This window comes from Methylobacterium phyllosphaerae (assembly GCF_001936175.1).
GTDB classification, from domain to species: domain Bacteria; phylum Pseudomonadota; class Alphaproteobacteria; order Rhizobiales; family Beijerinckiaceae; genus Methylobacterium; species Methylobacterium fujisawaense.
In genome coordinates this window covers 3,701,858-3,722,434 of record NZ_CP015367.1, presented here as the reverse complement: position 1 = coordinate 3,722,434, position 20,577 = coordinate 3,701,858, and the positions used below count along the sequence as shown (strand labels likewise).

General features: G+C 71.5%; 22 protein-coding genes and 2 tRNA genes. 13 read left to right on the top strand and 11 right to left on the bottom strand.

The window, feature by feature from the left end; translation table 11 throughout:
• Nucleotides 1–16: 16 nt before the first annotated feature.
• Both fixJ and MCBMB27_RS16960 read right to left on the bottom strand, forming a co-directional pair.
• Complete coding sequence (gene fixJ / locus MCBMB27_RS16965) at nucleotides 17–625, bottom strand: response regulator FixJ (RefSeq protein WP_043354340.1); 609 nt, start codon at nucleotides 623–625, stop codon at nucleotides 17–19.
• Nucleotides 615–2,165 carry a PAS domain-containing sensor histidine kinase gene (locus tag MCBMB27_RS16960; RefSeq protein WP_081948865.1) on the bottom strand — a complete coding sequence of 517 codons (1,551 nt, stop codon included), beginning with the start codon at nucleotides 2,163–2,165 and terminating at the stop codon, nucleotides 615–617. The genes fixJ and MCBMB27_RS16960 overlap by 11 nt, the downstream gene beginning before the upstream one ends.
• Nucleotides 2,166–2,433: 268 nt before the next feature.
• Between MCBMB27_RS16960 and MCBMB27_RS16955 the strand changes: the two genes are divergently transcribed.
• Entirely contained in the window at nucleotides 2,434–3,294 is an 861-nt protein-coding gene (locus tag MCBMB27_RS16955; protein WP_043354344.1) for a universal stress protein, read from the top strand.
• A gap of 16 nt (nucleotides 3,295–3,310) precedes the next feature.
• Nucleotides 3,311–3,547, top strand: coding sequence for a hypothetical protein (locus tag MCBMB27_RS16950; RefSeq protein ID WP_043354346.1), 237 nt, complete (start codon nucleotides 3,311–3,313; stop codon nucleotides 3,545–3,547).
• 43 nt (nucleotides 3,548–3,590) lie between these two features.
• Here MCBMB27_RS16950 and MCBMB27_RS16945 read toward each other — a convergent pair whose 3' ends face one another.
• The 3 genes from MCBMB27_RS16945 to MCBMB27_RS16935 all read right to left on the bottom strand — a co-directional run bounded on the left by MCBMB27_RS16945 (nucleotide 3,591) and on the right by MCBMB27_RS16935 (nucleotide 7,003).
• Nucleotides 3,591–3,995 (bottom strand): BLUF domain-containing protein, encoded by a 405-nt coding sequence (locus tag MCBMB27_RS16945; protein WP_075380907.1) that lies wholly within the window; start codon nucleotides 3,993–3,995, stop codon nucleotides 3,591–3,593.
• A gap of 175 nt (nucleotides 3,996–4,170) precedes the next feature.
• Nucleotides 4,171–4,983 carry a universal stress protein gene (locus MCBMB27_RS16940; RefSeq protein ID WP_075380906.1) on the bottom strand — a complete coding sequence of 271 codons (813 nt, stop codon included), beginning with the start codon at nucleotides 4,981–4,983 and terminating at the stop codon, nucleotides 4,171–4,173.
• 100 nt (nucleotides 4,984–5,083) lie between these two features.
• Nucleotides 5,084–7,003, bottom strand: coding sequence for a heavy metal translocating P-type ATPase (locus MCBMB27_RS16935; RefSeq protein ID WP_075380905.1), 1,920 nt, complete (start codon nucleotides 7,001–7,003; stop codon nucleotides 5,084–5,086).
• A 500-nt stretch (nucleotides 7,004–7,503) separates the two neighbouring features.
• On the opposite strand from MCBMB27_RS16935, the gene MCBMB27_RS16930 reads away from it, so the two are divergent.
• Nucleotides 7,504–7,845: a phasin family protein gene (locus MCBMB27_RS16930; RefSeq protein WP_043354355.1), complete on the top strand. Its 342-nt coding sequence runs from the start codon at nucleotides 7,504–7,506 to the stop codon at nucleotides 7,843–7,845.
• Nucleotides 7,846–8,050: 205 nt separating this feature from the next.
• Here the strand turns inward: MCBMB27_RS16930 and MCBMB27_RS16925 are convergent, their stop codons facing one another.
• On the bottom strand, nucleotides 8,051–8,476 hold the full coding sequence (locus MCBMB27_RS16925) for a response regulator transcription factor (protein WP_075380904.1): 426 nt from the start codon (nucleotides 8,474–8,476) through the stop codon (nucleotides 8,051–8,053).
• 304 nt (nucleotides 8,477–8,780) lie between these two features.
• On the opposite strand from MCBMB27_RS16925, the gene MCBMB27_RS16920 reads away from it, so the two are divergent.
• The 8 genes from MCBMB27_RS16920 to MCBMB27_RS16885 all read left to right on the top strand — a co-directional run bounded on the left by MCBMB27_RS16920 (nucleotide 8,781) and on the right by MCBMB27_RS16885 (nucleotide 12,828).
• Nucleotides 8,781–9,179 (top strand): hypothetical protein, encoded by a 399-nt coding sequence (locus MCBMB27_RS16920; protein WP_075380903.1) that lies wholly within the window; start codon nucleotides 8,781–8,783, stop codon nucleotides 9,177–9,179.
• A 152-nt stretch (nucleotides 9,180–9,331) separates the two neighbouring features.
• A complete protein-coding gene (gene hpt / locus MCBMB27_RS16915) occupies nucleotides 9,332–9,898 on the top strand; it encodes a hypoxanthine phosphoribosyltransferase (RefSeq protein WP_043354359.1) in 567 nt (188 codons plus the stop codon).
• Between the two features lie 165 nt (nucleotides 9,899–10,063).
• Nucleotides 10,064–10,429, top strand: coding sequence for a response regulator (locus tag MCBMB27_RS16910; RefSeq protein WP_043354361.1), 366 nt, complete (start codon nucleotides 10,064–10,066; stop codon nucleotides 10,427–10,429).
• A gap of 121 nt (nucleotides 10,430–10,550) precedes the next feature.
• Nucleotides 10,551–10,883 (top strand): hypothetical protein, encoded by a 333-nt coding sequence (locus tag MCBMB27_RS16905; protein ID WP_075380902.1) that lies wholly within the window; start codon nucleotides 10,551–10,553, stop codon nucleotides 10,881–10,883.
• Between the two features lie 52 nt (nucleotides 10,884–10,935).
• Nucleotides 10,936–11,313 carry a hypothetical protein gene (locus MCBMB27_RS16900; RefSeq protein ID WP_075380901.1) on the top strand — a complete coding sequence of 126 codons (378 nt, stop codon included), beginning with the start codon at nucleotides 10,936–10,938 and terminating at the stop codon, nucleotides 11,311–11,313.
• A gap of 73 nt (nucleotides 11,314–11,386) precedes the next feature.
• Nucleotides 11,387–11,461, top strand: a tRNA-Thr gene (locus MCBMB27_RS16895).
• A gap of 513 nt (nucleotides 11,462–11,974) precedes the next feature.
• Nucleotides 11,975–12,235, top strand: coding sequence for a NepR family anti-sigma factor (locus MCBMB27_RS16890; protein ID WP_075380900.1), 261 nt, complete (start codon nucleotides 11,975–11,977; stop codon nucleotides 12,233–12,235).
• Complete coding sequence (locus MCBMB27_RS16885) at nucleotides 12,232–12,828, top strand: sigma-70 family RNA polymerase sigma factor (protein ID WP_051044938.1); 597 nt, start codon at nucleotides 12,232–12,234, stop codon at nucleotides 12,826–12,828. The genes MCBMB27_RS16890 and MCBMB27_RS16885 overlap by 4 nt, the downstream gene beginning before the upstream one ends.
• A 55-nt stretch (nucleotides 12,829–12,883) precedes the next feature.
• Here the strand turns inward: MCBMB27_RS16885 and MCBMB27_RS16880 are convergent, their stop codons facing one another.
• On the bottom strand, nucleotides 12,884–13,417 hold the full coding sequence (locus MCBMB27_RS16880) for an isochorismatase family protein (protein ID WP_075380899.1): 534 nt from the start codon (nucleotides 13,415–13,417) through the stop codon (nucleotides 12,884–12,886).
• Nucleotides 13,418–13,983: 566 nt separating this feature from the next.
• Nucleotides 13,984–14,060: transfer RNA gene (locus MCBMB27_RS16875), tRNA-His, on the bottom strand.
• 221 nt (nucleotides 14,061–14,281) lie between these two features.
• Here MCBMB27_RS16875 and MCBMB27_RS16870 point away from each other — a divergent pair.
• Nucleotides 14,282–16,210: a chloride channel protein gene (locus tag MCBMB27_RS16870; RefSeq protein ID WP_236952730.1), complete on the top strand. Its 1,929-nt coding sequence runs from the start codon at nucleotides 14,282–14,284 to the stop codon at nucleotides 16,208–16,210.
• A 104-nt stretch (nucleotides 16,211–16,314) separates the two neighbouring features.
• The gene (locus MCBMB27_RS16865) at nucleotides 16,315–17,421 is read left to right on the top strand and encodes a tartrate dehydrogenase (RefSeq protein ID WP_075380898.1); all 1,107 of its coding nucleotides are present in this window, start codon (nucleotides 16,315–16,317) and stop codon (nucleotides 17,419–17,421) included.
• Nucleotides 17,422–17,589: 168 nt separating this feature from the next.
• Here MCBMB27_RS16865 and dxs read toward each other — a convergent pair whose 3' ends face one another.
• The 3 genes from dxs to MCBMB27_RS16850 all read right to left on the bottom strand — a co-directional run bounded on the left by dxs (nucleotide 17,590) and on the right by MCBMB27_RS16850 (nucleotide 20,528).
• Complete coding sequence (dxs, locus tag MCBMB27_RS16860; RefSeq protein ID WP_075380897.1) at nucleotides 17,590–19,584, bottom strand: 1-deoxy-D-xylulose-5-phosphate synthase; 1,995 nt, start codon at nucleotides 19,582–19,584, stop codon at nucleotides 17,590–17,592.
• Between the two features lie 43 nt (nucleotides 19,585–19,627).
• Entirely contained in the window at nucleotides 19,628–19,888 is a 261-nt protein-coding gene (locus MCBMB27_RS16855; RefSeq protein WP_043348369.1) for an exodeoxyribonuclease VII small subunit, read from the bottom strand.
• A gap of 127 nt (nucleotides 19,889–20,015) precedes the next feature.
• A complete protein-coding gene (locus tag MCBMB27_RS16850; protein WP_043348372.1) occupies nucleotides 20,016–20,528 on the bottom strand; it encodes a tyrosine phosphatase family protein in 513 nt (170 codons plus the stop codon).
• Nucleotides 20,529–20,577 lie beyond the last annotated feature (49 nt).

Below are 20,577 nucleotides of genomic sequence, written 5' to 3'. Positions count from 1 at the left end.
CTGCCTCAAGGCCGGCTCAGGCCAGGCCCGCCAGCACCGCCCAGCGCACCAGCTCCTGCAGGGTGCCGGCCTGCGTCTTGGCCATAAGCTTCGCCCGGTAGATCTCGACGGTGCGCGGACTGATGTCGAGCGTGCGGCCGATCTCCTTGCTGGTGCCGCCGGCGACCAGCTGGTCGAGGACCTGCCGCTCGCGCTCGCTCAGGGTGCCGACCCGCCGGACGAACTCCCGCAGCGTCGGATCGACCGCCTCGGCCGCGCCGTTGCGTTCCAGGGCGGAGCGCAGCGCCTGCAGGAGGGCCTCGTCGTCGAACGGCTTCTCGATGAAGTCGCAGGCGCCGAGCTTCATCGCCTCCACCGCGAGCGGGACGTCCCCGTGCCCGGTCATCATAATAACCGGAAGCTTGTGGCCGGATGCCCGCAGGCGGCGGAGCAACTCCAGGCCGTTGAGACCGGGCATGCGGATATCGGTCAGGACGCAGCCCGCTGCCGGCTCGACGAGCCGTTGGAGAAAGTCGGTCGCAGTCTCGTAGAGCCGCACCTCGAAGCCTTCGGTGCCGAGCAGGAAGCCGACCGAGTCCCGCATGGCCGGGTCGTCGTCGACCACGTGCACAAGGCTAGCTGGCATGACCGAGGTCTCCATCGTGCGCGGCCGGCAGCGTCAGCCGGAAGGTTGCCCCGCCGGCCTCGTTGCGCTCGACCCATAGGCGGCCGCCATGAGCCTCGACGATGGTGCGGCAGATCGAGAGCCCGACGCCCATCCCGCTCGCCTTGGTGGTGACAAAGGGTTGGAACAGCCGGTCCGCCACCGCGTCCGAGATGCCCGGCCCGGTGTCCACGACGGCAATCTCGACGTGGTCCGTTCCCGCGGGGCAGGCCTCGACGCGCAATTCGCGCCGGTGCCCCTGCTGCATGGCCTCGCGGGCGTTGCGCATCAGGTTGATCAGGACCTGCTGAACCTGAACGCGGTCGGCCAGGACGGACGTGACCCTCGGATCCACGTGCACGCGCGCGACAACGCCTTGCTCCCGGGCCCCGACCAGGGCCAGCGTGCTGGCCTCCTCGATCAGGCTCGCGACGGGCTCGACCCGCTTCTCGGTCTCGCCGCGGGTGACGAACTCGCGCAGGCGCCGGATGATCTGTCCCGCCCGCAAGGCCTGCTCCGCGGCCTTATCGAGCACCTCCACCGTCTTGGCGACGTTCTCGGGACTGGGATGCGCCAGAAGGCGCTTGCAGCCCTTGGTATAGTTGCTGATGGCCCCGAGCGGCTGGTTCAACTCGTGGGCCAGCGTCGAAGCCATCTCGCCCATCTCGCTGAGGCGGGACATGTGGACCAGCTCCGCCTGGAGTTCCTCGAGACGGGCCTGCGTGCGGCGTTGCTCGGTCAGGTCGTTGATGAACCCGGTGAAGAAGACCTGCTCGCCCGCGCGCATCTCGCCGATGGCCAGCTCCATCGGGAAGGTGGAGCCGTCCCGCCTCAGGCCGGTCACGACCCTGTTGGTGCCGATGATGCGGCGCTCGCCGGTCCGCCGGTAGCGGTCGAGGTAGGCGTCGTGCTCGCTCCGCATCGGCTCCGGCATCAGGATGCGGACGTTCCGACCGACCGCCTCGTCGGCCGCGTAGCCGAAGAGACGCTCGGCCGCCGCGCTGAACCAATGGATCCGGCCTGCCTCGTCGATGACGACCATGGCCTCCGGCACGGTGTCGAGGATCGAGCGCAGGTGAGCCTCGCGGGCCCGCAAATCGACCTCGGCCCGCTTCTGCTCGTCGATATTGAGCACGACCCCGCGGAGCCGGAAGGGGCTGCGTTCCGGGTCGAGTTGCACCCGGCCGCGCGAGCGCAGCCAGCAGACATGCCCGTCGGGGCGCAGGACGCGGTAATCGACCTCGTAGCTGCCCCCCTCCCGCACGGCTCTCTCGATGGCCTCCGCGCGGGCTGGACGGTCCTCCGGATGCACGAGGGCCTGTGAGGCGGCGAAGGTGGTCAATCGTTCGGCCGGGACGCCGAACAGGCGGGCACAGGTCGGCGACACCGTGGCGCGACCGGTCACGATGTCCAGCGACCAGATGCAGATGCCCACCTCGTCGAGCGTCAACCGCAGGTCGTCGCCGGTCTGAGCGGTGGCATCGTCGCGAGGGTGGCCGGGCGCGTCGACGGGGTTCGTCATCGCTTGCACCCGGAGAGGTCCTGCGGGCCGCGACGATGAAAACGCATCCGTCCCGAACTTCCAATCGGTTGCGCCATGACAACCAAAAATTACTGCATTTTGGAATCAGTGAACAGCCTTTCGGCAGTGTTGTTGGTCGAATATAGACGATCCCGTCGGGCGAATGTGCGAAATTGAACACTCCGCATCGTGGGCCGCTTGAGGTGGATCAAGGCTGCCCAGCCGCGACGGGACGAACCATGGGGCCGGCACGAATCGGAGACGCTCCATGTCCAGCCCCTCCCGCTCCCCACTCGCGGGCATTCGCGACGTCCTCGTCGGCACGACCGTGGAGGGCGAGTTCGATCCCCCCATCGCGGCGATCGGCTACGGGCTGACGCTGGCCAAGGCGGCCAATGCGCACCTCACCGTGCAGTCGGCCTCCTGGCGCCTCACGGGCGACGACGCGTGGCTCGGCGAGTTCGACTACGTGGGCGAGGCCCTCGTGGACCGCCGTCTCGACGCGCTGGCGCGCTCCATCGCGGAGCGTGCGGCCGGCGATGCGGCCCAGGTCGGCGTTGTCTGCACGACGGAGGCGCCGGGGCTGACCTACCCGGACGTCGTGACCCGGCTGGCCACGCAGGCGCGCCTGCACGACCTCACGGTCCTGGACGCGGGACCGCGACGGTTCGACCTCGATCGCGAGACCATCGAGCGGGCGCTCTTCGAGAGCGGGCGGCCGGTCATCGCGGTGCCGCCGGGCCGCGACGCCTTCGCCGCACGGCGGATCATCGTCGCCTGGGACGGCAGCGCGCAGGCGGCGCGGGCCGCCAACGATGCCCTGCCGTTCCTGCGCGCCGCCGAAGCGATCGAGGTCGTCTCGGTCTGCGACGACGCGGAGATCCACGAGGCCGTCCCCGGGGCCGAGTTCGCGCCCCACCTCGCGCGGCACGGCGTGAACGTCGTCGTCAACGACCTGCCGAAGGGGGACGGCATCGCCGAGACCCTGCGCAGCCAGGCCGGCCTGTTCCGCGCCGACCTGGTCGTGATGGGAGCCTACCGGCATTCTCCCAAGCGGGAGTTCTTCCTGGGCGGCGTCACCCGCTCGCTCCTGCGGAACTGTCCCGTGCCGCTGTTCCTGTCCCATTGAACCTAGGGGGTCGGCGATGCGCAAGCGACCAACAGCCCGGAGCGGCACGACCACCGGGCCGACGCGCAAGCGTGAGCCGCCGCCCCGTGGCGCCCCGGCGCGCCCCGAAGCCGCGGAGGCGGTGCCGCCGGTGCGCCCCGAACCCGTCGAGGCGGTGCCGCCGGTGCGGGCGCCGAACGCGCCCGATTGGGCCAACCCGTTGACCGAGGAGGAGCGCCGCGCCCTCGAGGCCGGCTGGGGCTTCGTCGAATGACGGCTCCGCGGGCGCCGTCGGCTCCCCGGCCCGTGCGGCGGTGTCAGAGCCGGGCCCGCGCGAGTTCCTCGATGGCCTGGATCAGGCGGCGCAGGTCGGCCGGGTCCGGCTGCGCCGGGGCACGCGCGGTCAGGGCTGCGATCAGCCTGTCGACGTAAACGGAGGCGCCGGAATAGGCGAGGCTCCAGTCGGCGAAGCGCCGCCGGTCGATGTCGTCGTACAGCAGCACCGCCACCTCCGTATGCCGCGGGTCGCGACGGATGCTGTCCATCAGGGCATCGACCGCGGGGCGCGGCCCCTCCAGGATCTGCGCGAACCGGGTGCGCGACGCCACGAGGGCTCCCGTGACCCGGAGCCGGGCGTTCCGGGACAGAGACGTCTCGACGATGTTCCGGACGTCGGCCTCGGAGGATCTCCGCCGGCTGACGTAGAGAAGCCGACTGTCCATGGCTCTGCCTCCCTGCCGCCGCCCAGCGCGACCCTGACGCGTCCGGGCCGGCGAGCCTGGCCTCGTCGCACGGATCGGACCGGAACGCGGGCACCGCGGGATGGTGCCGTTCGACGCCCGCGATCGGGAAGCGCTCGTCCAGCCTGCGAACGGGCGGCCCCGACGAAGCGCGGGCTCAGTGGCTCATCAGGCAGCAGCGTGGGGAGCGCTCGAGGAGATCGCGCGTGACGCCGCCGAACATCCATTCCCGCAACCGGGAATGGCCGTAGGCGCCCGTGACGATCAGATCCGCATCCTGCCGCAGGGCGAACCGCAGGATCTCCGAGCCGGCATCCTCCTCCGTTTGCAGGTGATGGACGGCGACGTGCGCGCCGTGCCGCGCGAGGTGGCCGGCCACGTCGTCCGCACCGTCGGGCCGGGCATCGGCGCCGACGGTCGCCACGTGGACCCGGTCCGCCGCCCGCAGGAATGGCAAAGCCGCCGACACGGCCCGCCGCGCTGCGGGACCGTCCCGCCACGCGATAACGATGCGCGACCCCGTCAGGCTCGCGAGCCCCGGCGGCACCACCAGGACCGGCCTGCCGGCCTCCATGAGGACGGGCCCGGGCGGCACGCCGAGCGGTCCCGGATCCGCGTCGCCCGGTCCCCGCCGGCTCAGGACCACGAGGTCCGCGGCGCGGGCCGTCTCGATGACGTGCGTGACGGCGTCCGCGAAGCCGGCGCGCCAGTCCGTGCCGATCCCCTCGGTCCCGGCACGCCGGAACAGGGCCTGCGCCTGTTCGAGGATGGTTTGGACCTGTGCCGTGTTGCGTTGCTCCTGCGCGACGGCATCGTAGACATCGCGGACCAGGAGGGGGGCCGGCACCGGATGGGCCGCCGCGCCCGTGAGCGTCGCCGCGAAGCGCCGGGCGAGGCCGGCGGCGAGGCGCATCCGGTCCAGCGCCGCTTCGCCGAGGTCGGCGGAAACGAGGATGTTGGCGTAGTCCATGGCTCAGCTCCGGCCCGCGTCGATGCCGACGCGGGGAGCCTCGCTGGAGCCGCGAGGGGCCACCTTGATCCAGCGCAAGCCCGCCGGCTGCCGGCGGGCGTCAGGGATGGCCCACGGCCTCCGCCGTCGGCTCGCGCCCGTCCCGGGGGCCGCCGAGCACGCGCATGGCGTTGAGGATCACCGCGACGTCGATGGCCTCCTGAAGGAGCGCCCCCTGAAGCGGCGAGAGATGGCCCAGCGCCGCCGCGACCATGCCGGCGAGGGACAGGCCGAGGCCGATCCACACGCTCTGGAGGGCGATGGCGCGGGCGCGCTTCGCGATGTGGATCGCCTGCGGCAGCGGCGCCAGGCTGTCCACCAGCAGGACGACGTCGGCCGCCTCGGCCGCCGCCGCCGCGCCTCGGGCGCCGAGGGCCACGCCGAGATCGGCCGCCGCCAGCGCGGGCGCGTCATTGACCCCGTCGCCCACCATCATCACGAGGCCGTTCCGACGCTCGGCGGCCACGGTGCCGGTCTTGGCCGCCGGATCGAGGTCGGCCACGATGGCGTCCACGGGCAGGCCGGCGACGAGCGCCTCGGCGACGCCGCGCCGGTCGCCGGTCGCGAGCACCACGCGCGTGATCCCGCAGGCGCGAAGGTCCATGAGCGCCCGGCCGCCATCCGTCCGCAGCGGGTCCGCGAAGTCCAGGACCGCGGCCGGCGTGCCGTCGACGGCGACCAGGACCGTCGATGCCGCCGCCGCGGCCTGTCGGGGGCCGGCCGCCGGTGGGAAGACGATGCCGTGCCGGCGCATCAGGCGCGCGCCTCCGACGATGACGAGCCGCCCCTCCACCCGGCCGCTCGCCCCCTCGCCGGGGGATTCCGCGACCATCGAGGGCTGCGGAAGGATCAGGCCGCGCCCCCGGGCCTCCTCGACCAGGGCCCGCGCCACCGGGTGGCCCGAGGCCTGATCGACGGACGCCGCGAGGCGCAGGACCTCGGCCTCCCCGTGCGCGCCGAGGGTTCGCAGGGCGGCGAGCCGGGCGGAGCCGCGGGTCAGGGTGCCGGTCTTGTCGATCACCAGGACCCGCACCTGGGCGAGCATCTCCAGCGCGCCGCCGCCCTTGATCAGCACGCCGATGCCGGCCGCGCGCGACAGTCCCGAGACGAGGGCGACGGGCACCGCCAGGATCAGCGGGCACGGCGTGGCGACGACCAGCACCGCCAGGGCCCGGATCGGGTCGCCCGTGGCGGCCCAGGCGCCGCCGGCCAAAGCCAGCGTGAGGGCGAGGAATCCGAGCCCGTAGCGGTCCGCCAATCGCGCCATCGGCGCCTTCTGGGCCCGGGCGGCCTCGACCAGGCGGACGATCCCGGCATAGGTGCTCTCGGCCGCGGGTCGCTCCGCCAAGAGGGTGAACGGCGTGCCGGCATTCACCGTGCCGCTGAGCACGGGCTCGTTCGCCTTGAGGGTGACCGGAAGCGCCTCGCCGGTCAGGCTCGACCGGTCGAGCACCGCCCGGCCCGCCGCGACCCACCCGTCCACCGGCACGACGTCACCGACACGGACCAGGATCCGGTCCCCCGGGACCAGCGCCGCGAGGGCGACCTCCTGCAACACACCGCCCTCCTCGCGCAGGGCGGTGCGCGGCTGGCGCGCGATCAGCGCCGTCATCGCCGCCCCGGCCCGGCCCGTGGCATAGGCCTCCAGCGACTGGCCGCCCGCGTACATCAGGGCGATGACGGCACCGGCCAGCGTCTGACCCAGGAGGAGGGCGCCGCCCATCGAGAGAAGGGCAACGAGGTCAAGCCCGACATCGCCGCGCGCCAAGCTCGTCACGACCTGCGTCAGGAGGACGGCCAGGACCGCCAGGGTTGCGAACGCCCAGGCCGCCATCGCGAAATCCGGACGCCCGAGCGCCTGCGCCAGGAGGCCCGCGCAGAGGCCCGCCAGCGGCAGGACCGCCAGCCACCTTCGCACCCGCGTCCCCCACTCGGCGGCCGACCATCCTGTTCCGGTTGAGCCTACCGCCGCCGTGGCCATGTTGAGGGTGCCTCCGTCCGCGCCGCCGAGCTAGGGCCCGCCTGGCTCGCGGGCCTTGCGTTGGATCAAACCGTCCCCGTCGAACCGGGCCGGGCTCAGGCCCGTGGGGCGGGACCACGCCAGGTTCCGGCCCCCGCGATGCCGGCGCACCGACCGGGACGGGGCTGCGGACGACGGTGAAGCCGTTGGGCATCGCGGGCTCGGTGCGGCTCTCGACGCGTCGCGTCGGCTTCTCCCTTCGCGACCGGAGCGTGGGAGCGAGGGCCGAGCCCCGTGCGCGGACGGGCCGCGGCCTGCGATGCCCGAGAGATCCGGAACTGGCGCCGAGCCTTGGATAGGGTCGCGGGGCGGCGCATCCGGCGGCGTCCGACCTGTCCGGTCGGGTTTTTCTCAATAATATCTGAGCGAAGATTTGTATTGGATTTGAGATATTGATCTGAATCAATGCGGATCGTACCGGAACTTCATTCGTGGCCCGGATGTCGAGACAGGAGATCCCGATGGCTTCTGAGACCGTGACGCCTCTTCAGGCACCGTCGTCCACCGACCCGATGGAGTCCATCAAGGCCGGCCTGGGTACAGGCTTCGGCGCGTGGCGCGCCTTTGCCGTCGATCTGCCGCTGCGCATCGCCACGGAGACGGTGCGCTTCACGGGCTGCCGTCTCCAGGCCCAGGCGGACCATCTGGCGGCGCTCACCCGATGCGGCTCGCTCAAGGATGCGTTCGAGCTTCAGACGGCGTTCCTGACCAGAAGCATGGCCGACTACCAAGCGGAGGCGCGCACGCTGTCGCACGAGGTCGTCGAGGCGGCCTCCGCCGAGGGGGTGTCCAAGGCGGCCTGAGGGGCCGGACCGCCGCGCCATTCCGGGCGCGCCCGTCTCGATGGCTTCTGCTGCGGTGGGGGCAGGACGGGGGTGGCATGATGGGGGTGGCAGGACGGGCCGCAGGTCGATCAGCCGACCCGTTCCGCCCTCCGCCGGGTGTTCGCGCGCCGGCCCGATGCGCGCCGTATTTCGCTCTGGCCGGTCTGGTTTCCGCCGGGTGTGGTCAGGCCGGCTGGGGGAGGGGCGCGGGGCGTGGCGCCGGGGCGGCCTCTCGGGCTGTGTCTCGGGCGGCGTCCGGGGCGAGGAGCCCGAGGAGCGCGTCGAAGGCGAGGGGCTTGTCGACCAGCGGGATCCCGGCGGCGCGGGCCCGGGCGCGGATGGCGGGGTTGGGGTGTCCGGTGATCAGGACCACGGGCACGCGGGCATCGAGGTCGTGGAGCCTGGCGCAGACTTCCAGGCCGTCGAGCCCCGGCAGGACGTGGTCGAGGAGGACGAAGGCCGGGCTCGGCCCCGGGAAGGCGGCCAGCAGTTCCGGTCCGTCCGCGAAGGTCTCGACCCGGAGGCCCTCGCTTTCCAGGAGGAAGCGGGTGGAGTGGAGGACGGCCGCGTCGTCGTCCACCACGTAGATGAGGTCGGGCAGGGCAGGCATGAGGTGTATCGGCGGCTGGATCGGCAGGTTCGTCGGCGGGGCGCCGGTCCGGGTTCGGGACCGCCAGGATGGGGCGCGATCCGGATCCCGGCCTTGACCTGCCTCAAGGCCGGCTCAGGCCAGGCCCGCCAGCACCGCCCAGCGCACCGGCTCCTGCAGGGGACCGGAAGGCGTGTCGTTTCGTTGTCCTCTGGTTTTGTTCGCGGGCATTCCCCGGTTCTGGTGTGGGTTATAGAATTGCCAAATTTGTCCGCCTACGCTCTCGACCGCATGAATTGAATATCGTCTGAGCGTGAAGACTGCCATGAACAGCACGACACAGCAGGATCAACTCGAGATCGTGAGCGCGCTGGCGGCGTCGCTGGCCGATCGGATGCTGATGGAGCGCCTGACCCAGGGAACGCTGCCGCTGGCGAATGCCAGCCGCCTCTGGACCGCGTCGCTGCTGCTGGAGGAGCACGAGCGCCCCATTCCCCGCATCGTGGCGGACGTCCTGGAACAGGTGCGGCATGTCGAGCCCGCGGAGGCGCCGGAGGGGATGGACCTGGAGTCCGGGCTGGAGTCCGGACCGGAGCCCCGACCGGAGCCCCGACCGGAGCCCTTGCCGGACGTGACGGCCGAGCGGCATGCCGGCGCAGCCGCGCCGCGCCGGCGCCGGCTCACCCGCCTGCTCCGCCCGTTCCGGCAGGGAACCGAGGCCTGACGCTCCCGGCGTCGGCGGATCCTGCGGGCGCGACTTGATGTCGGCCCGCCGTCGTTTCGGATCCGGAGTTTCCCGACGGCGCCCGGGACGCTAAGACCCTCTCCAGTGCGGTGGCGGATCCCGTCCCGCGAACGGGCTTCGGGATACGAGTGATGAGCACCCCTGAACGGCGCGTCCGGACCCTGTTCGACGAGGCGGCCATCGCCAGGCGCAACGATGAACTCGCCCAGGAGATTTTGGCTGCCGGGCCCGAGGACCTCCTCGTCGTGGCCGTGCTCAAGGGAAGCTTCATGTTCGCGGCCGACCTGCTCCGGTCGCTCCACCGGGTCGGCCTCGCGCCGCAGGTCGAGTTCGTGCACCTGTCGAGCTACCGTACGGGGACCGTGTCCAGCGGTCAGGTCGAGATCCTGCGCGACGTGCAGAGCGAGGTGCGCGGGCGGGATGTGCTGCTCGTGGACGATATCCTGGAATCGGGCCGCACCGTCGTCTTCGCCAAGGACCTGCTGATGGCCCGCGGCGCCCGGCGCGTCCTCACCGCGGTGCTGCTGGAGAAGCCCGGCAAGCGCGCCGTGACGATCGACGCGGATTTCGTCGGCTTCGTCTGCCCCGATGTCTTCGTCGTCGGCTACGGCATGGATGCCGCGCACGCCTTCCGGCAGTTGCCCTTCGTGGGCGTGGTCGATTACGGGGATGGCGGCCCGGATCTGTTCGATGCCTGACCGAGACGCCGCGGCGCGGCATTTTCGCCGCGCTGCACGACAGGATTGACGATTCGACGTGCGACGTCTTGACAGGCGGCAAATTCGCCTGTGTCTGTCGACGTTTGGGCGTCCGCATCATCGCGACGGGGCGCTCGCGGGCTTCGGGGACGATCACGGGACCACATGGCGCGCATCCTCCTGGTGGATGACGAAGAGACCGTCCGGGGCTTCCTCAAGCGGGGGCTGGAGATCGACGGCCATGCGGTCGTCACGGCCAGCGATGGCAGCGACGGGCTCGATCGCCTCAACGAGGCCGACGGCGGCTTCGATCTGATGCTCACCGATATCCGCATGCCGCTCATGGACGGCATCGCGCTGGCCCTGGCGGCCAAGCGCGATTTCCCCGACCTGACCATCCTGCTGATGACCGGCTTCGCCGATCAGCGCGAGCGCGCGCGGGGGCTCGATGCCATCGTCACCGATGTCCTGACCAAGCCCTTCTCCCTGGCGGATCTGCGCGCCACGGTGAAGCGGGCGCTGGCGGCCTGAGGCGACCGGCCCGGCGGGACAGTCCACCCGTTCAGACGAACTTAAACATTTCCCTTAGGTTGAGCTTCACGAAGGCGTGGCAATCTGCTCCCGACTGGATCAGACCGAGTGCGCCCTCGCCATGTATCGCCGGGACCGGGACATCGACGCGGCAGCCTATCAAGCGGACCGCTATGCCTGGGAGCCGGACGATGCGACCTGGCGGGCGGATCGGGACGAGCCGCAGCGGGCACGCAAGGGCTTTTTCGGGCGGCTGTCTTCGCTGATCAAGATCTCCGTCCTTGCGGTGCCGGCGGCGCTGTTCCTGTATGGCAGCTTCGCCGATTGCAGCGGCCGTCCGGCGGCGGGCTGGCTCGGCCTCGTCGGGGCCGGTGCCTGCGCCCGCAACGAGATGCTCGGCAGCGTCCTCTCGATCCAGGACAACCTCGCCCTCCTGAAGCGGCTCATCAACTGAACCTTCGGCGTGTCGTGCCGCCGCGCTCTGCTCCGCTCCCCGTGAGTCCGCCATGTCCAGCCGCCCGCTTCTTCCCGCCGCGTCCGAAGGTGCGTCCGATGCCCTCGAGGAGGCGAAGTTCCGCGCCCGCATGGCACGGGTCGGCCCCGAAGCGGCGAACCGTCCCCCCCGCGGGAGCCGGGCACCCGAACGGGGGCACCGCCTCCGGCTCGGCTGGAAGGGCTGGCTCGTCGTCGACAGCCTGGTCGTGCTCCTGGTCGTCGCGGGGGTGGTGGCCTGGCCGCCGATCCAGGCCTGCCGATACCAGGACCAGACGGTCGGCTTCTACGCCGGCGATTCCGTCGGGAAGTGCATCCGCCGCGGCATCGCCGACCGCCTCGATACCGCGGACCAGCGCTTCAAGCGCCTGATCCGCCGCTCGGGCCAATGAGGCGGGCCGCCGCAATTCTTCGCGCCCCTCGGGTTGAGCGGCGGCACGGCGGCTGGTAGCAAGCGTCTCGCGAGCCGGTGTAGCACAGCGGTAGTGCAGCGGTTTTGTAAACCGAAGGTCGGGAGTTCGATCCTCTCCACCGGCACCAGACGTTTTCCGCACGATCAGAGTGGGTTGGGCCTGCTCCCGGAGCGCGGCGACCGCTCTCCTCACGCAGCGGTCGGGACAGCGCCCCTCCGAATCGCCTCCCCCCTGGAAGGAGCCCGGGACCGGGTCTGCCGTCGACGCACCCGCGCGCGGCGCGCGCCAGGACGGGGCTGGTCGCGGCACGTTCGGCTTCGGGAGGAGCGAGACCGCGCCCGGTCGGACAGGCGGCCCGGAGCGCGGTCAGCGTCCGTTCAGGTGCCTCCGCGCATCCTCGGTACAGCCAAGCTGAAGACAAGTATTTCTGAATTGTAACTGAGTATATGTCCTGAAAATTCGGCCCAAGCTGGGCCATTTGATAATTAAAATTAGATGAATGCGCAGTTCAGAGCCGATTAAATCCGTCGCGCCTACCAGCCGTGCCGGACAGCGATGAGATGCGTCTCCGCCGCGCCGAGACCGGTCCGGCGGAGGCCGGGCCTCCGGGGCCGCATCGGGCACGGCAGGGGGCGCGACCATGTCAGGGAACGAGGACGATCGGGCGAGGGCGGGCTCCGCCGGAGCGCCGGATGCGACCGAGGGATGCGCCGCGGTCGGGCCGCGCCCGGCGCGGCGGGCCGGTGCGCCCGGTCGTTCGATCGACGGCGCGGCGCGGGACCGGATCGGGCGCGGCCTGCGCCTGCACTACGCCGGGGTGCTGGCGCTGCCGATTCCGGACCGGCTCCGGATGCTGCTCGACGACCTCGCCGCCTGCTCCGACACGGAGGCCTCGCAATGACCCTGATGCTGCAAGCCGCCCCCGCGGGGAGCGGATCCGGTCCGGCGCCCGTCGGGGCCGATGCCGAGATGCGCGACCTCCTTCTGGGCGCGATCCCGGCCCTGCGGGCCTTCGCGTTCTCGCTGACCTACGACCTCGACCGCTCGGACGATCTCGTGCAGGACACGCTGGTGCGCGCGTGGATCAACGCCGCCAGCTTCCGCCGCGGGACCAACCTGACCGCGTGGCTGTTCACGATCCTGCGGAACCTGTTCTACTCCGAGCAGCGCAAGCGCAAGCGCGAGGTGGAGGATGCCGACGGCGTGCATGCCGGGCGGCTCAGCGCCCTCCCGGAGCAGGAGATCCGGATGGAGATGGCGCAGTTCCAGAGCGCCCTGAACCGTCTGCCGCCGGCTCAGCGCGAGGCGCTGGTCCTGGTCGGCGCCCAGAGCTTCACCTACGAGGAGGCCGCGGCGATCTGCGGCGTCGCCGTCGGCACGATCAAGAGCCGGGTCAGCCGCGCCCGGATGCGCCTGATCGAGGTTCTGGGCATGAACGGCGCCGACGATATCGGTCCCGACGCGCAGACCCGTGCGGCCCTGGACGGTCCCTAGGCCGCTTACCGTCGAAGGGGATGCCGGCTCGGCGGGCCGGGACCCGCGCCGGCGCCTACTTGATGAGCGTCATGATCTCGCGGAATCGCGGGTGGCGCGCCGTGCCGAGCCACTCGAACACCACCATCTCGGTGGTGACGATCTCGGCCCCGTGGGCGGCCATCCGAGTGAGCGCGGCCGCCCGGCTCTCCGTCCGCCGCGAACCCACGGCATCGCACACCACGCAGGCGCGGCGCCCGGCCTCGAGAAGCCCGAGAACAGTCTGCAGCACGCAGATATGCGCCTCGCAGCCGGTGACCACGAGGTCCCGATCCGCGGGCAGCCGCTCGAGGAAGCCCGGCGTCCGGGTGGCACTGAAGCTCATCTTGGGGAAGGCCGTCCCGGGCTCGGGCGCCAGTTCCGGCACGGTGGGGCCGAGGCCACCGGCATTCTGCTCGGTGACCAGGATCGGGACGTCGAGGCGATGCGCGGCGGCGGCGAGGCGGCCCGTATTGGCCAGGATCCCGGCTCCGTCGGCGATCACCGGCATCAGCCGGACCTGAACATCGATGATCAGGAGAAGCGAGCGAGCGGGATCGATCAGGGGCATCGGTTCGGATCTCGCATGGGGCGCGCACGCCGGAACGGGTTCGGTCGGACGTCCGGTCCGCTCATGTGGTGCTGCGGCTGCCTGCCTGCCGGATTGGGCATGCCGGACCATCGGCCGTCCGCTCACCGGGGCCGACGGGCGCGCGACCCGGCGCCCGTCCGATCCGACAGGCGCGCCCGCGAGGCCGATCGGACGAGCGATATCCGACGCGAGCTGTGGTCGCCACCGCTGCCGGCCGGAGGGCGGGGCGCGCCCCCACTCTCCCGACGGCCTGGGGCGCCTCAAGGGTGCTGCGAGGCCGGGCTGCTGCCGCTGCACCATGGCGTCCATCCCGGGCCGGCTCGCCCCGCATCCGCCGTCGCGCTAGGCCATCCGCGGTGAACGGTGGACGATCTCCCGCACGCCGCGCCCAACCACGCCTAAGGCCGTCGGGATCGCCCAAGCTGTGCGGTCGTCCCGAGACGCTCGTCCGTCGAGAACGCCGGATCCGGGAGGCGCCGGACGCATCCCCCTAAGCAAAAGGGGCCGGCGATCCGCCAACCCCTTGCGCTGTCGAACTGAATGAATGGTACCACCGCCCCGGCTCGAACGGGGGACCCCCAGATCCACAATCTGGTGCTCTAACCAACTGAGCTACGGCGGCACTGGCGCGGGGTGTATCGTGGGCCGCGGCAGTTTTCAAGGCGATGTGTGCACGGGATTTCGACTCCGTGGATAGCGCCGTCCGGCTCCCCCGCGCCGGGCCGGCAGCGCCCCTGCGGCACGCGCCCGTTTGCAACGGGATCGACCCCGGCTGTAACTGCGACGGCGGGGCCGACGCGTCGGCCCCGCCAGTCGAACCGACCGGAGGCGAAGAGGCGGACCGTGAGCGCGCGACAGCCAGCGGGCGCCGGCGGGGGCAGGGCGCCCGGCGACGGATCGGCCGATGTCCCGGCCCGATCGGCCGTCCGGCCGAGCCGGCGGACCCGTCGCCGTTGGGCCGGGATCGGCCTCATCCAGGCCCCCGGACGGCTGCGCAGCCTCGTTCGCCGGAGCGAGGGCGGCCTCGTCGCCCTGGCGACCCTGGTGGGCTGCGTCGCCGGCGTGGCGGTCTCCGCCATGACCTGGATCACCCAGACCCTGCGCGAGGGGCTCTACCAGCTGCCCGCGGGGGCGCGCCTCAGCGCCGTCGATGCCGTGTCGCCGGTGCTCCTCCTCGTGGGGCCCTGCCTGGGCGGCGGCGTGCTCGGCCTGCTCATCGTCGCCGCCAACTACGTCCGCGGCCCGCGCAAGCGTCCCGCCATCGACCCGATCGAGGCGAACGCCCTGCATGGCGGCCGGATGTCCCTGCGCGACAGCCTCTACCTCGCACTCCAGAACGTCATCTCGAACGGGTCCGGCGCCTCGGTGGGGCTCGAAGCCGGCTACACACAGATCGCCTCCGGCCTCGCCTCGCGGCTCGGCATCGCCTTCGAGGTGCGGCGCAGCGACCTGCGCACCCTGGTGGGCTGCGGTGCGGCCGGGGCTATCGCGGCCGGCTTCGGCGCGCCGCTCGCCGGCGCCTTCTACGCCTTCGAGCTGATCATCGGCACCTACTCCATCGCCACCCTGACGCCCGTGATCGTCGCGGCCCTGTGCGGCAACCTGATCTCCCGGTCGCTGATCGTGGCCCAGCCGCTCGTCGATCTCGGGGACATGCAGGCGGTCACGACCTCGCACGTCACCAGCCTGGAGATCCTGCCGAGCCTCGCCCTCGGGCTGGTCTGTGCGGGCCTCGGCATCCTGATCATGCGCGGGGTCACCCTGGTCGAGCGCCTCGTCCAGGCCTCGGGCGTCCCGCGGGTGGCGGCGCCCGCCTTCGGGGGGCTGTGCGTCGGCGCGCTGGCGCTGCTGGCGACGCCGCAGGTGCTCTCGGGCGGTCACGGCGCCCTGCACATGCACTTCGCCGCCGAAGGGCAGGGACACGGCATCGCCGCCCTGGCCGGGCTGTTCGCCGCCAAGGCGGTGGCGTCGGCGATCTCGATCGGCTCGGGGTTCCGGGGCGGTCTGTTCTTCGCGTCCCTGTTCCTGGGCGCCATCGCCGGCAAGCTGTTCGCCGCCCTCGCCCCCGTGCTGGTGCCGCCGCTCGCGGATTTCGGCCTCACGCCCCTGGCCTACGCGGTGATCGGCATGAGCGCCCTGGCCGTCGCGATCATCGGCGGTCCGCTGACCATGACGTTCCTGGCGCTGGAGGTCACCGGCAGCCTGCCGATCACCGGCGTCGTGCTGGCGGCGGTGATCGCGTCCTCGCTCACCGTGCGCAAGACCTTCGGCTACTCCTTCGCCACCTGGCGCTTCCACCTGCGCGGCGAGAGCATCCGCAGCCCCCACGATGTCGGCTGGATCCGCTCGCTCACCGTCGGCCGCCTGATGCGCCGCAATCCCGGGACCGTGGCGGTGGATACGCCGCTGCCCACCTTCCTGCGTGCCCATCCCCTCGGCTCGCCCTCTCGGGTGATCGCCGTGGACGGGGGCGGGCGCTATGCCGGCATCGTGAACGTGCCCGAGGCGCACGCGGCGTCCCGGGATTCCGGCGCCGACGCGCAGCCCGTGCTCGCCGACCTGCTCCTCCATGGGGACGATTTCCTCACGCCGGGCATGAACGCCAAGGACGCCGCCGCCGCCTTCGACCGCACGGAGAGCGAGGCGCTCGCAGTCGTCGAGAGTGCCGAGAGCCGCAAGGTGCTGGGCCTGCTCACCGAGAGCCACACGCTGAAGCGCTACAGCGAGGAACTCGACCGCCAGCGCCGGGCGATGGCGGGCGAAACCGACTGATTGTCAGGCCGGCGTGTTGACCGCACGCCCGGGTGCAACAATCACCCTGACGTCTCCGACCCGGGCTCAGCAAAAGCCCGATCTCCGACATGCGTGGAGGACACATGCCCGGCCAAGAAAAACCCGGCCACCCGAACAGCCCGTCCCGCCGCTACCGCATCGCCGTCATTCCCGGCGACGGTATCGGAAAGGAGGTGGTGCCGGAGGGCGTGCGCGTGCTGGAGCAGGCGGCCAAGCGCCACGGCTTCTCGCTCCAGCTCGACTGGTTCGATTTCGCGAGCTGCGACTACTACGAGCAGCACGGCCGGATGATGCCGGAGGATTGGAAGGCGCAGATCGAGACCCACGACGCGATCTATTTCGGCGCCGTCGGCATGCCCGAGCGCGTGCCGGACCACATCTCGCTCTGGGGCTCCCTGATCCTGTTCCGGCGGGAATTCGACCAGTACGCCAACCTGCGCCCGGTGCGGCTGATGCCGGGGGTGAAGTGCCCGCTCGCCGACCGCAAGCCCGGCGATATCGACTTCTGGGTGGTCCGCGAGAACACCGAGGGTGAGTACTCGAACGCGGGCGGCCGGATGTTCGCCGGCACCGACCGGGAATTCGCCCTGCAGGAGACGATCATGACCCGCCACGGGACCGACCGGATCCTGAAATTCGCCTTCGAGCTGGCCCAGAAGCGCCCGAAGAAGCACCTGACCTCGGCCACGAAGTCGAACGGCATCTCGATCACCATGCCGTACTGGGACGAGCGGGTGAAGGCGGTGGCCGAGTCCTATCCGGACGTCCGGTGGGACCAGTACCACATCGACATCCTGACCGCGCATTTCGTCCTGAACCCGGACCGGTTCGACGTGGTGGTGGCCTCCAACCTGTTCGGCGACATCCTGTCGGATCTGGGGCCCGCCTGCACGGGCACGATCGGCATCGCGCCGTCGGGCAACATCAACCCGGAGCGGGTGCACCCGTCCGTGTTCGAGCCGGTCCACGGCTCGGCGCCGGACATCGCCGGCCAGGGGATCGCCAACCCGATCGGTCAGATCTGGTCGGGGGCGATGATGCTGGAGCATCTCGGCGAGCACGAAGCCGCCCGGGAGATCGTCAGCGGGATCGAACGGGTACTGTCCGAGCGGACCCTGCGCACCCGCGACCTCGGCGGCAACGCCGACACGCAGGCCTGCGGCAAGGCGGTGGCGCAGGCGCTGGGCTAGGGAGGCGGGTTCGCCCTGCCGCACCCTCATCCTGGGGTGCGGCGGAGCCGCCTCGCAGGCGCCTTCCGGAGATCGCGCGACCTCCGGAAGGCGCCTTCGGGGCCTGCGCTCCGCTCCGGCCCCTCAGGACGCGGTGCGCGGGGCGGAGCGCCGTCGCGAAACGCGCGATCAGCGGGGACGGCGGCGCACGCTCACCACGTTGCTGGCCGGCTCCGCCTTGCCGGACGCCGCCGGCAGGGCATCGAGGGCCGCCTTGACGATGGCTTTGGCGTCGAGGCCGGCTTCGGCGTACATCTTCTCGGGGCTGTCGTGGTCCTGGTAGGTGTCCGGCAGCGTCAGTGTCCGCACCCGGACCCCGCCCGCGTCCAGCGCCCCCGTCTCCGACAGCAGGTGTAGCACCATCGCGCCGAACCCGCCCCGCGAGCCCTCCTCGATCGTCAGCAGGACCTCGTGGTCCCGCGCCAGATCCAGGATCAGCGCCTCGTCCAGCGGCTTGGCGAACCGCGCATCCGCCACCGTCACCGCCACGCCCTGCTCGGACAGCGTGTCCGCCGCCTTCGAGGCCTCGGCCAGCCGCGTGCCCAGGCTGAGGATCGCCACCCGCGCCTCCGCGTCCCGGCGCACCACCCGGCCCTTGCCGATCGCCAGCACCGCGCCCCGCTCCGGCAGCTCGACCCCCACGCCCTCGCCGCGCGGGTAGCGCAGGGCGATCGGGCCCGAATCATGCGCGTGGGCGGTGGCCACCATGTGCACCAGCTCGGCCTCGTCGGAGGCCGCCATCACGGTCATGTTCGGCAGGCAGCACAGATACGCCAGGTCGAACGCGCCGGCATGCGTCGCCCCGTCCGCGCCCACCAGACCCGCCCGGTCCAGGCAGAACCGCACCGGCAGGTTCTGCAGCGCCACGTCGTGCACCACCTGGTCGTAGGCCCGCTGCAGGAACGTCGAGTAGATCGCCACGAACGGCCGGTAGCCCTCGGTGGCCAGCCCGCCCGCGAACGTCACCGCGTGCTGCTCGGCGATGCCCACGTCGAAGGTCTTGTCCGGATGCGCCTTGCCGAACAGGTCGATGCCGGTGCCGCCCGGCATGGCGGCGGTGATCGCCACCACCTTGTCGTCGGCATCCGCCGCCTTGATCAGGCTCTCGCCGAACACCCGCGTGTAGGCCGGCGCGTTCGGCTTGGCCTTGGCCTGCACGCCCGAGATCACGTCGAACTTGACCACGCCGTGGTAGCGGTCGGCGCTCGCCTCGGCCGGCGCGTAGCCCTTGCCCTTCTGGGTGACGACGTGCAGCAGGATCGGGCCGTGCTCGGCGTCGCGGACGTTCTTGAGCACCGGCAGCAGGTGGTCGAGATTGTGCCCGTCCACCGGGCCGACATAGTGGAAGCCCATCTCCTCGAACATCGTGCCGCCGCCGACCACGAGCGAGCGGGCGTATTCCTCGGCCGCCGCGGCGCGCTGGTAGAGCGCCTTCGGCAGCAGCTTGCCGAGCTGCTTGGCGGTCTCGCGCAGGGACTGGTAGGCGCCCCCCGAGGCCAGCCGCGCGAGATAGGCCGACATGGCGCCCACCGGCGGGGCGATCGACATGTCGTTGTCGTTGAGGATGACGATCAGGCGCGAGTGCAGGGCGCCGGCATTGTTGAGCGCCTCGTAGGCCATGCCGGCCGACATCGAGCCGTCGCCGATCACCGCGATGGCGTTGCGGCGCTTCTGCGGGCGGCCCTTCACCTTGGCGGTGGCGTTGTCGAGGTCGCGCGCGACCGCCATGCCCAGCGCCGCCGAGATCGAGGTCGAGGAATGGGCGGCGCCGAACGGGTCGTAGACGCTCTCGCTGCGCTTGGTGAAGCCCGACAGCCCCCCGCCCTGGCGCAGGGTCCGGATGCGGTCGCGGCGCTCCGTCAGGATCTTGTGCGGGTAGCACTGGTGGCCGACGTCCCAGACGATGCGGTCGTCGGGGGTGTCGAACACGTGGTGCAGCGCCACCGTCAGCTCGACCACGCCGAGCCCCGAGCCCAGATGGCCGCCGGTGATCGACACCGCGTCGATCATCTCGGCGCGCACCGCCTCCGCAACAGCCGGAAGATCCGATTCCGGAAGACGCCGCAGCGCCGCAGGATTCGGGACACGATCGAGAAGCGCACTCTGCTCGGGGGTAATTGCCACGGCATCAACCTCTAACGGATGGGATCGGTTTGACCGCCGAGCCTCAGGACATGTCGAGTGGGGCAACGCCCTCGGGCCGCCCATCGGAGCCCAGCGTGATCCGCTGGATCCGGGCCTCGGCCCGCTTCAGCAGCGCCTCGCAATGCTTCTTCAGCACCTCGCCGCGCTCATAGATCGCCACCGATTCGTCGAGGGGCACGTCGCCCCGCTCAAGCCGGCGAACGATTTCCTCCAGCTGTTCCAGCGCCTTCTCGAAGGGCAGGTCGCCGGCGGCGGGGGCCCCCTCGGGTCTGCTCGCACTCATCCCAGATACTTCCTTTGGGGGTGGTTGTACGGCGCGAAACCCGGTGCCCACAACCCGGGGGGCCAATCCGCTGGCCGGATCCGCACCGTTTTGGAGCCACGCGGCGGCGTTTGCGCCACACTTCGGCTCACGCCAGCGCCAGGCTGAACGGCGTGCCCTCGAAGGCGTCGGCGCCGCGACCGATGCGCGCGATCGCCGCGACCATGCGGCCGTCGCGGCCGAGCATGCGGTCGGCGATGGCCACGAACAGGGGGTTGGGCGTCGCCGAAGGCGAAGCTGCGCGCAGGGCCTCGGCGATCGCCGCCTCGTCGCGCTCCGGCGCCAGCGCGCAGGCTGCGATATAGGCGGCGGCTGTCGACCGGCTGATCCCGGCATAGCAGTGGATGACGAGCGGCTTCTCCCGCGGCCAGGCCCGAATGAAGTCGAGCACCCGGGCCACATGTTCTTCAGCCGGCAAAACGTGCCCGTCGCGCGACGCGGCGATGTCGCTGACCCCGATGACGACGTGGTTCTCCGCCGCAATCGCGGCCGGCCGCTCCAGCGGCGTGCCGACATTGATCAGCGTGAGCACGTGGCTCGCATCGGTGGCGGCGACCGTCTCGGGCAGACGCGAGAGGGGACAGACGTGGAGGGTCGGCATGGTCTGGCGCCAGTGACCTGCGATCGTGACGGATCGAGGGCGGAGATTC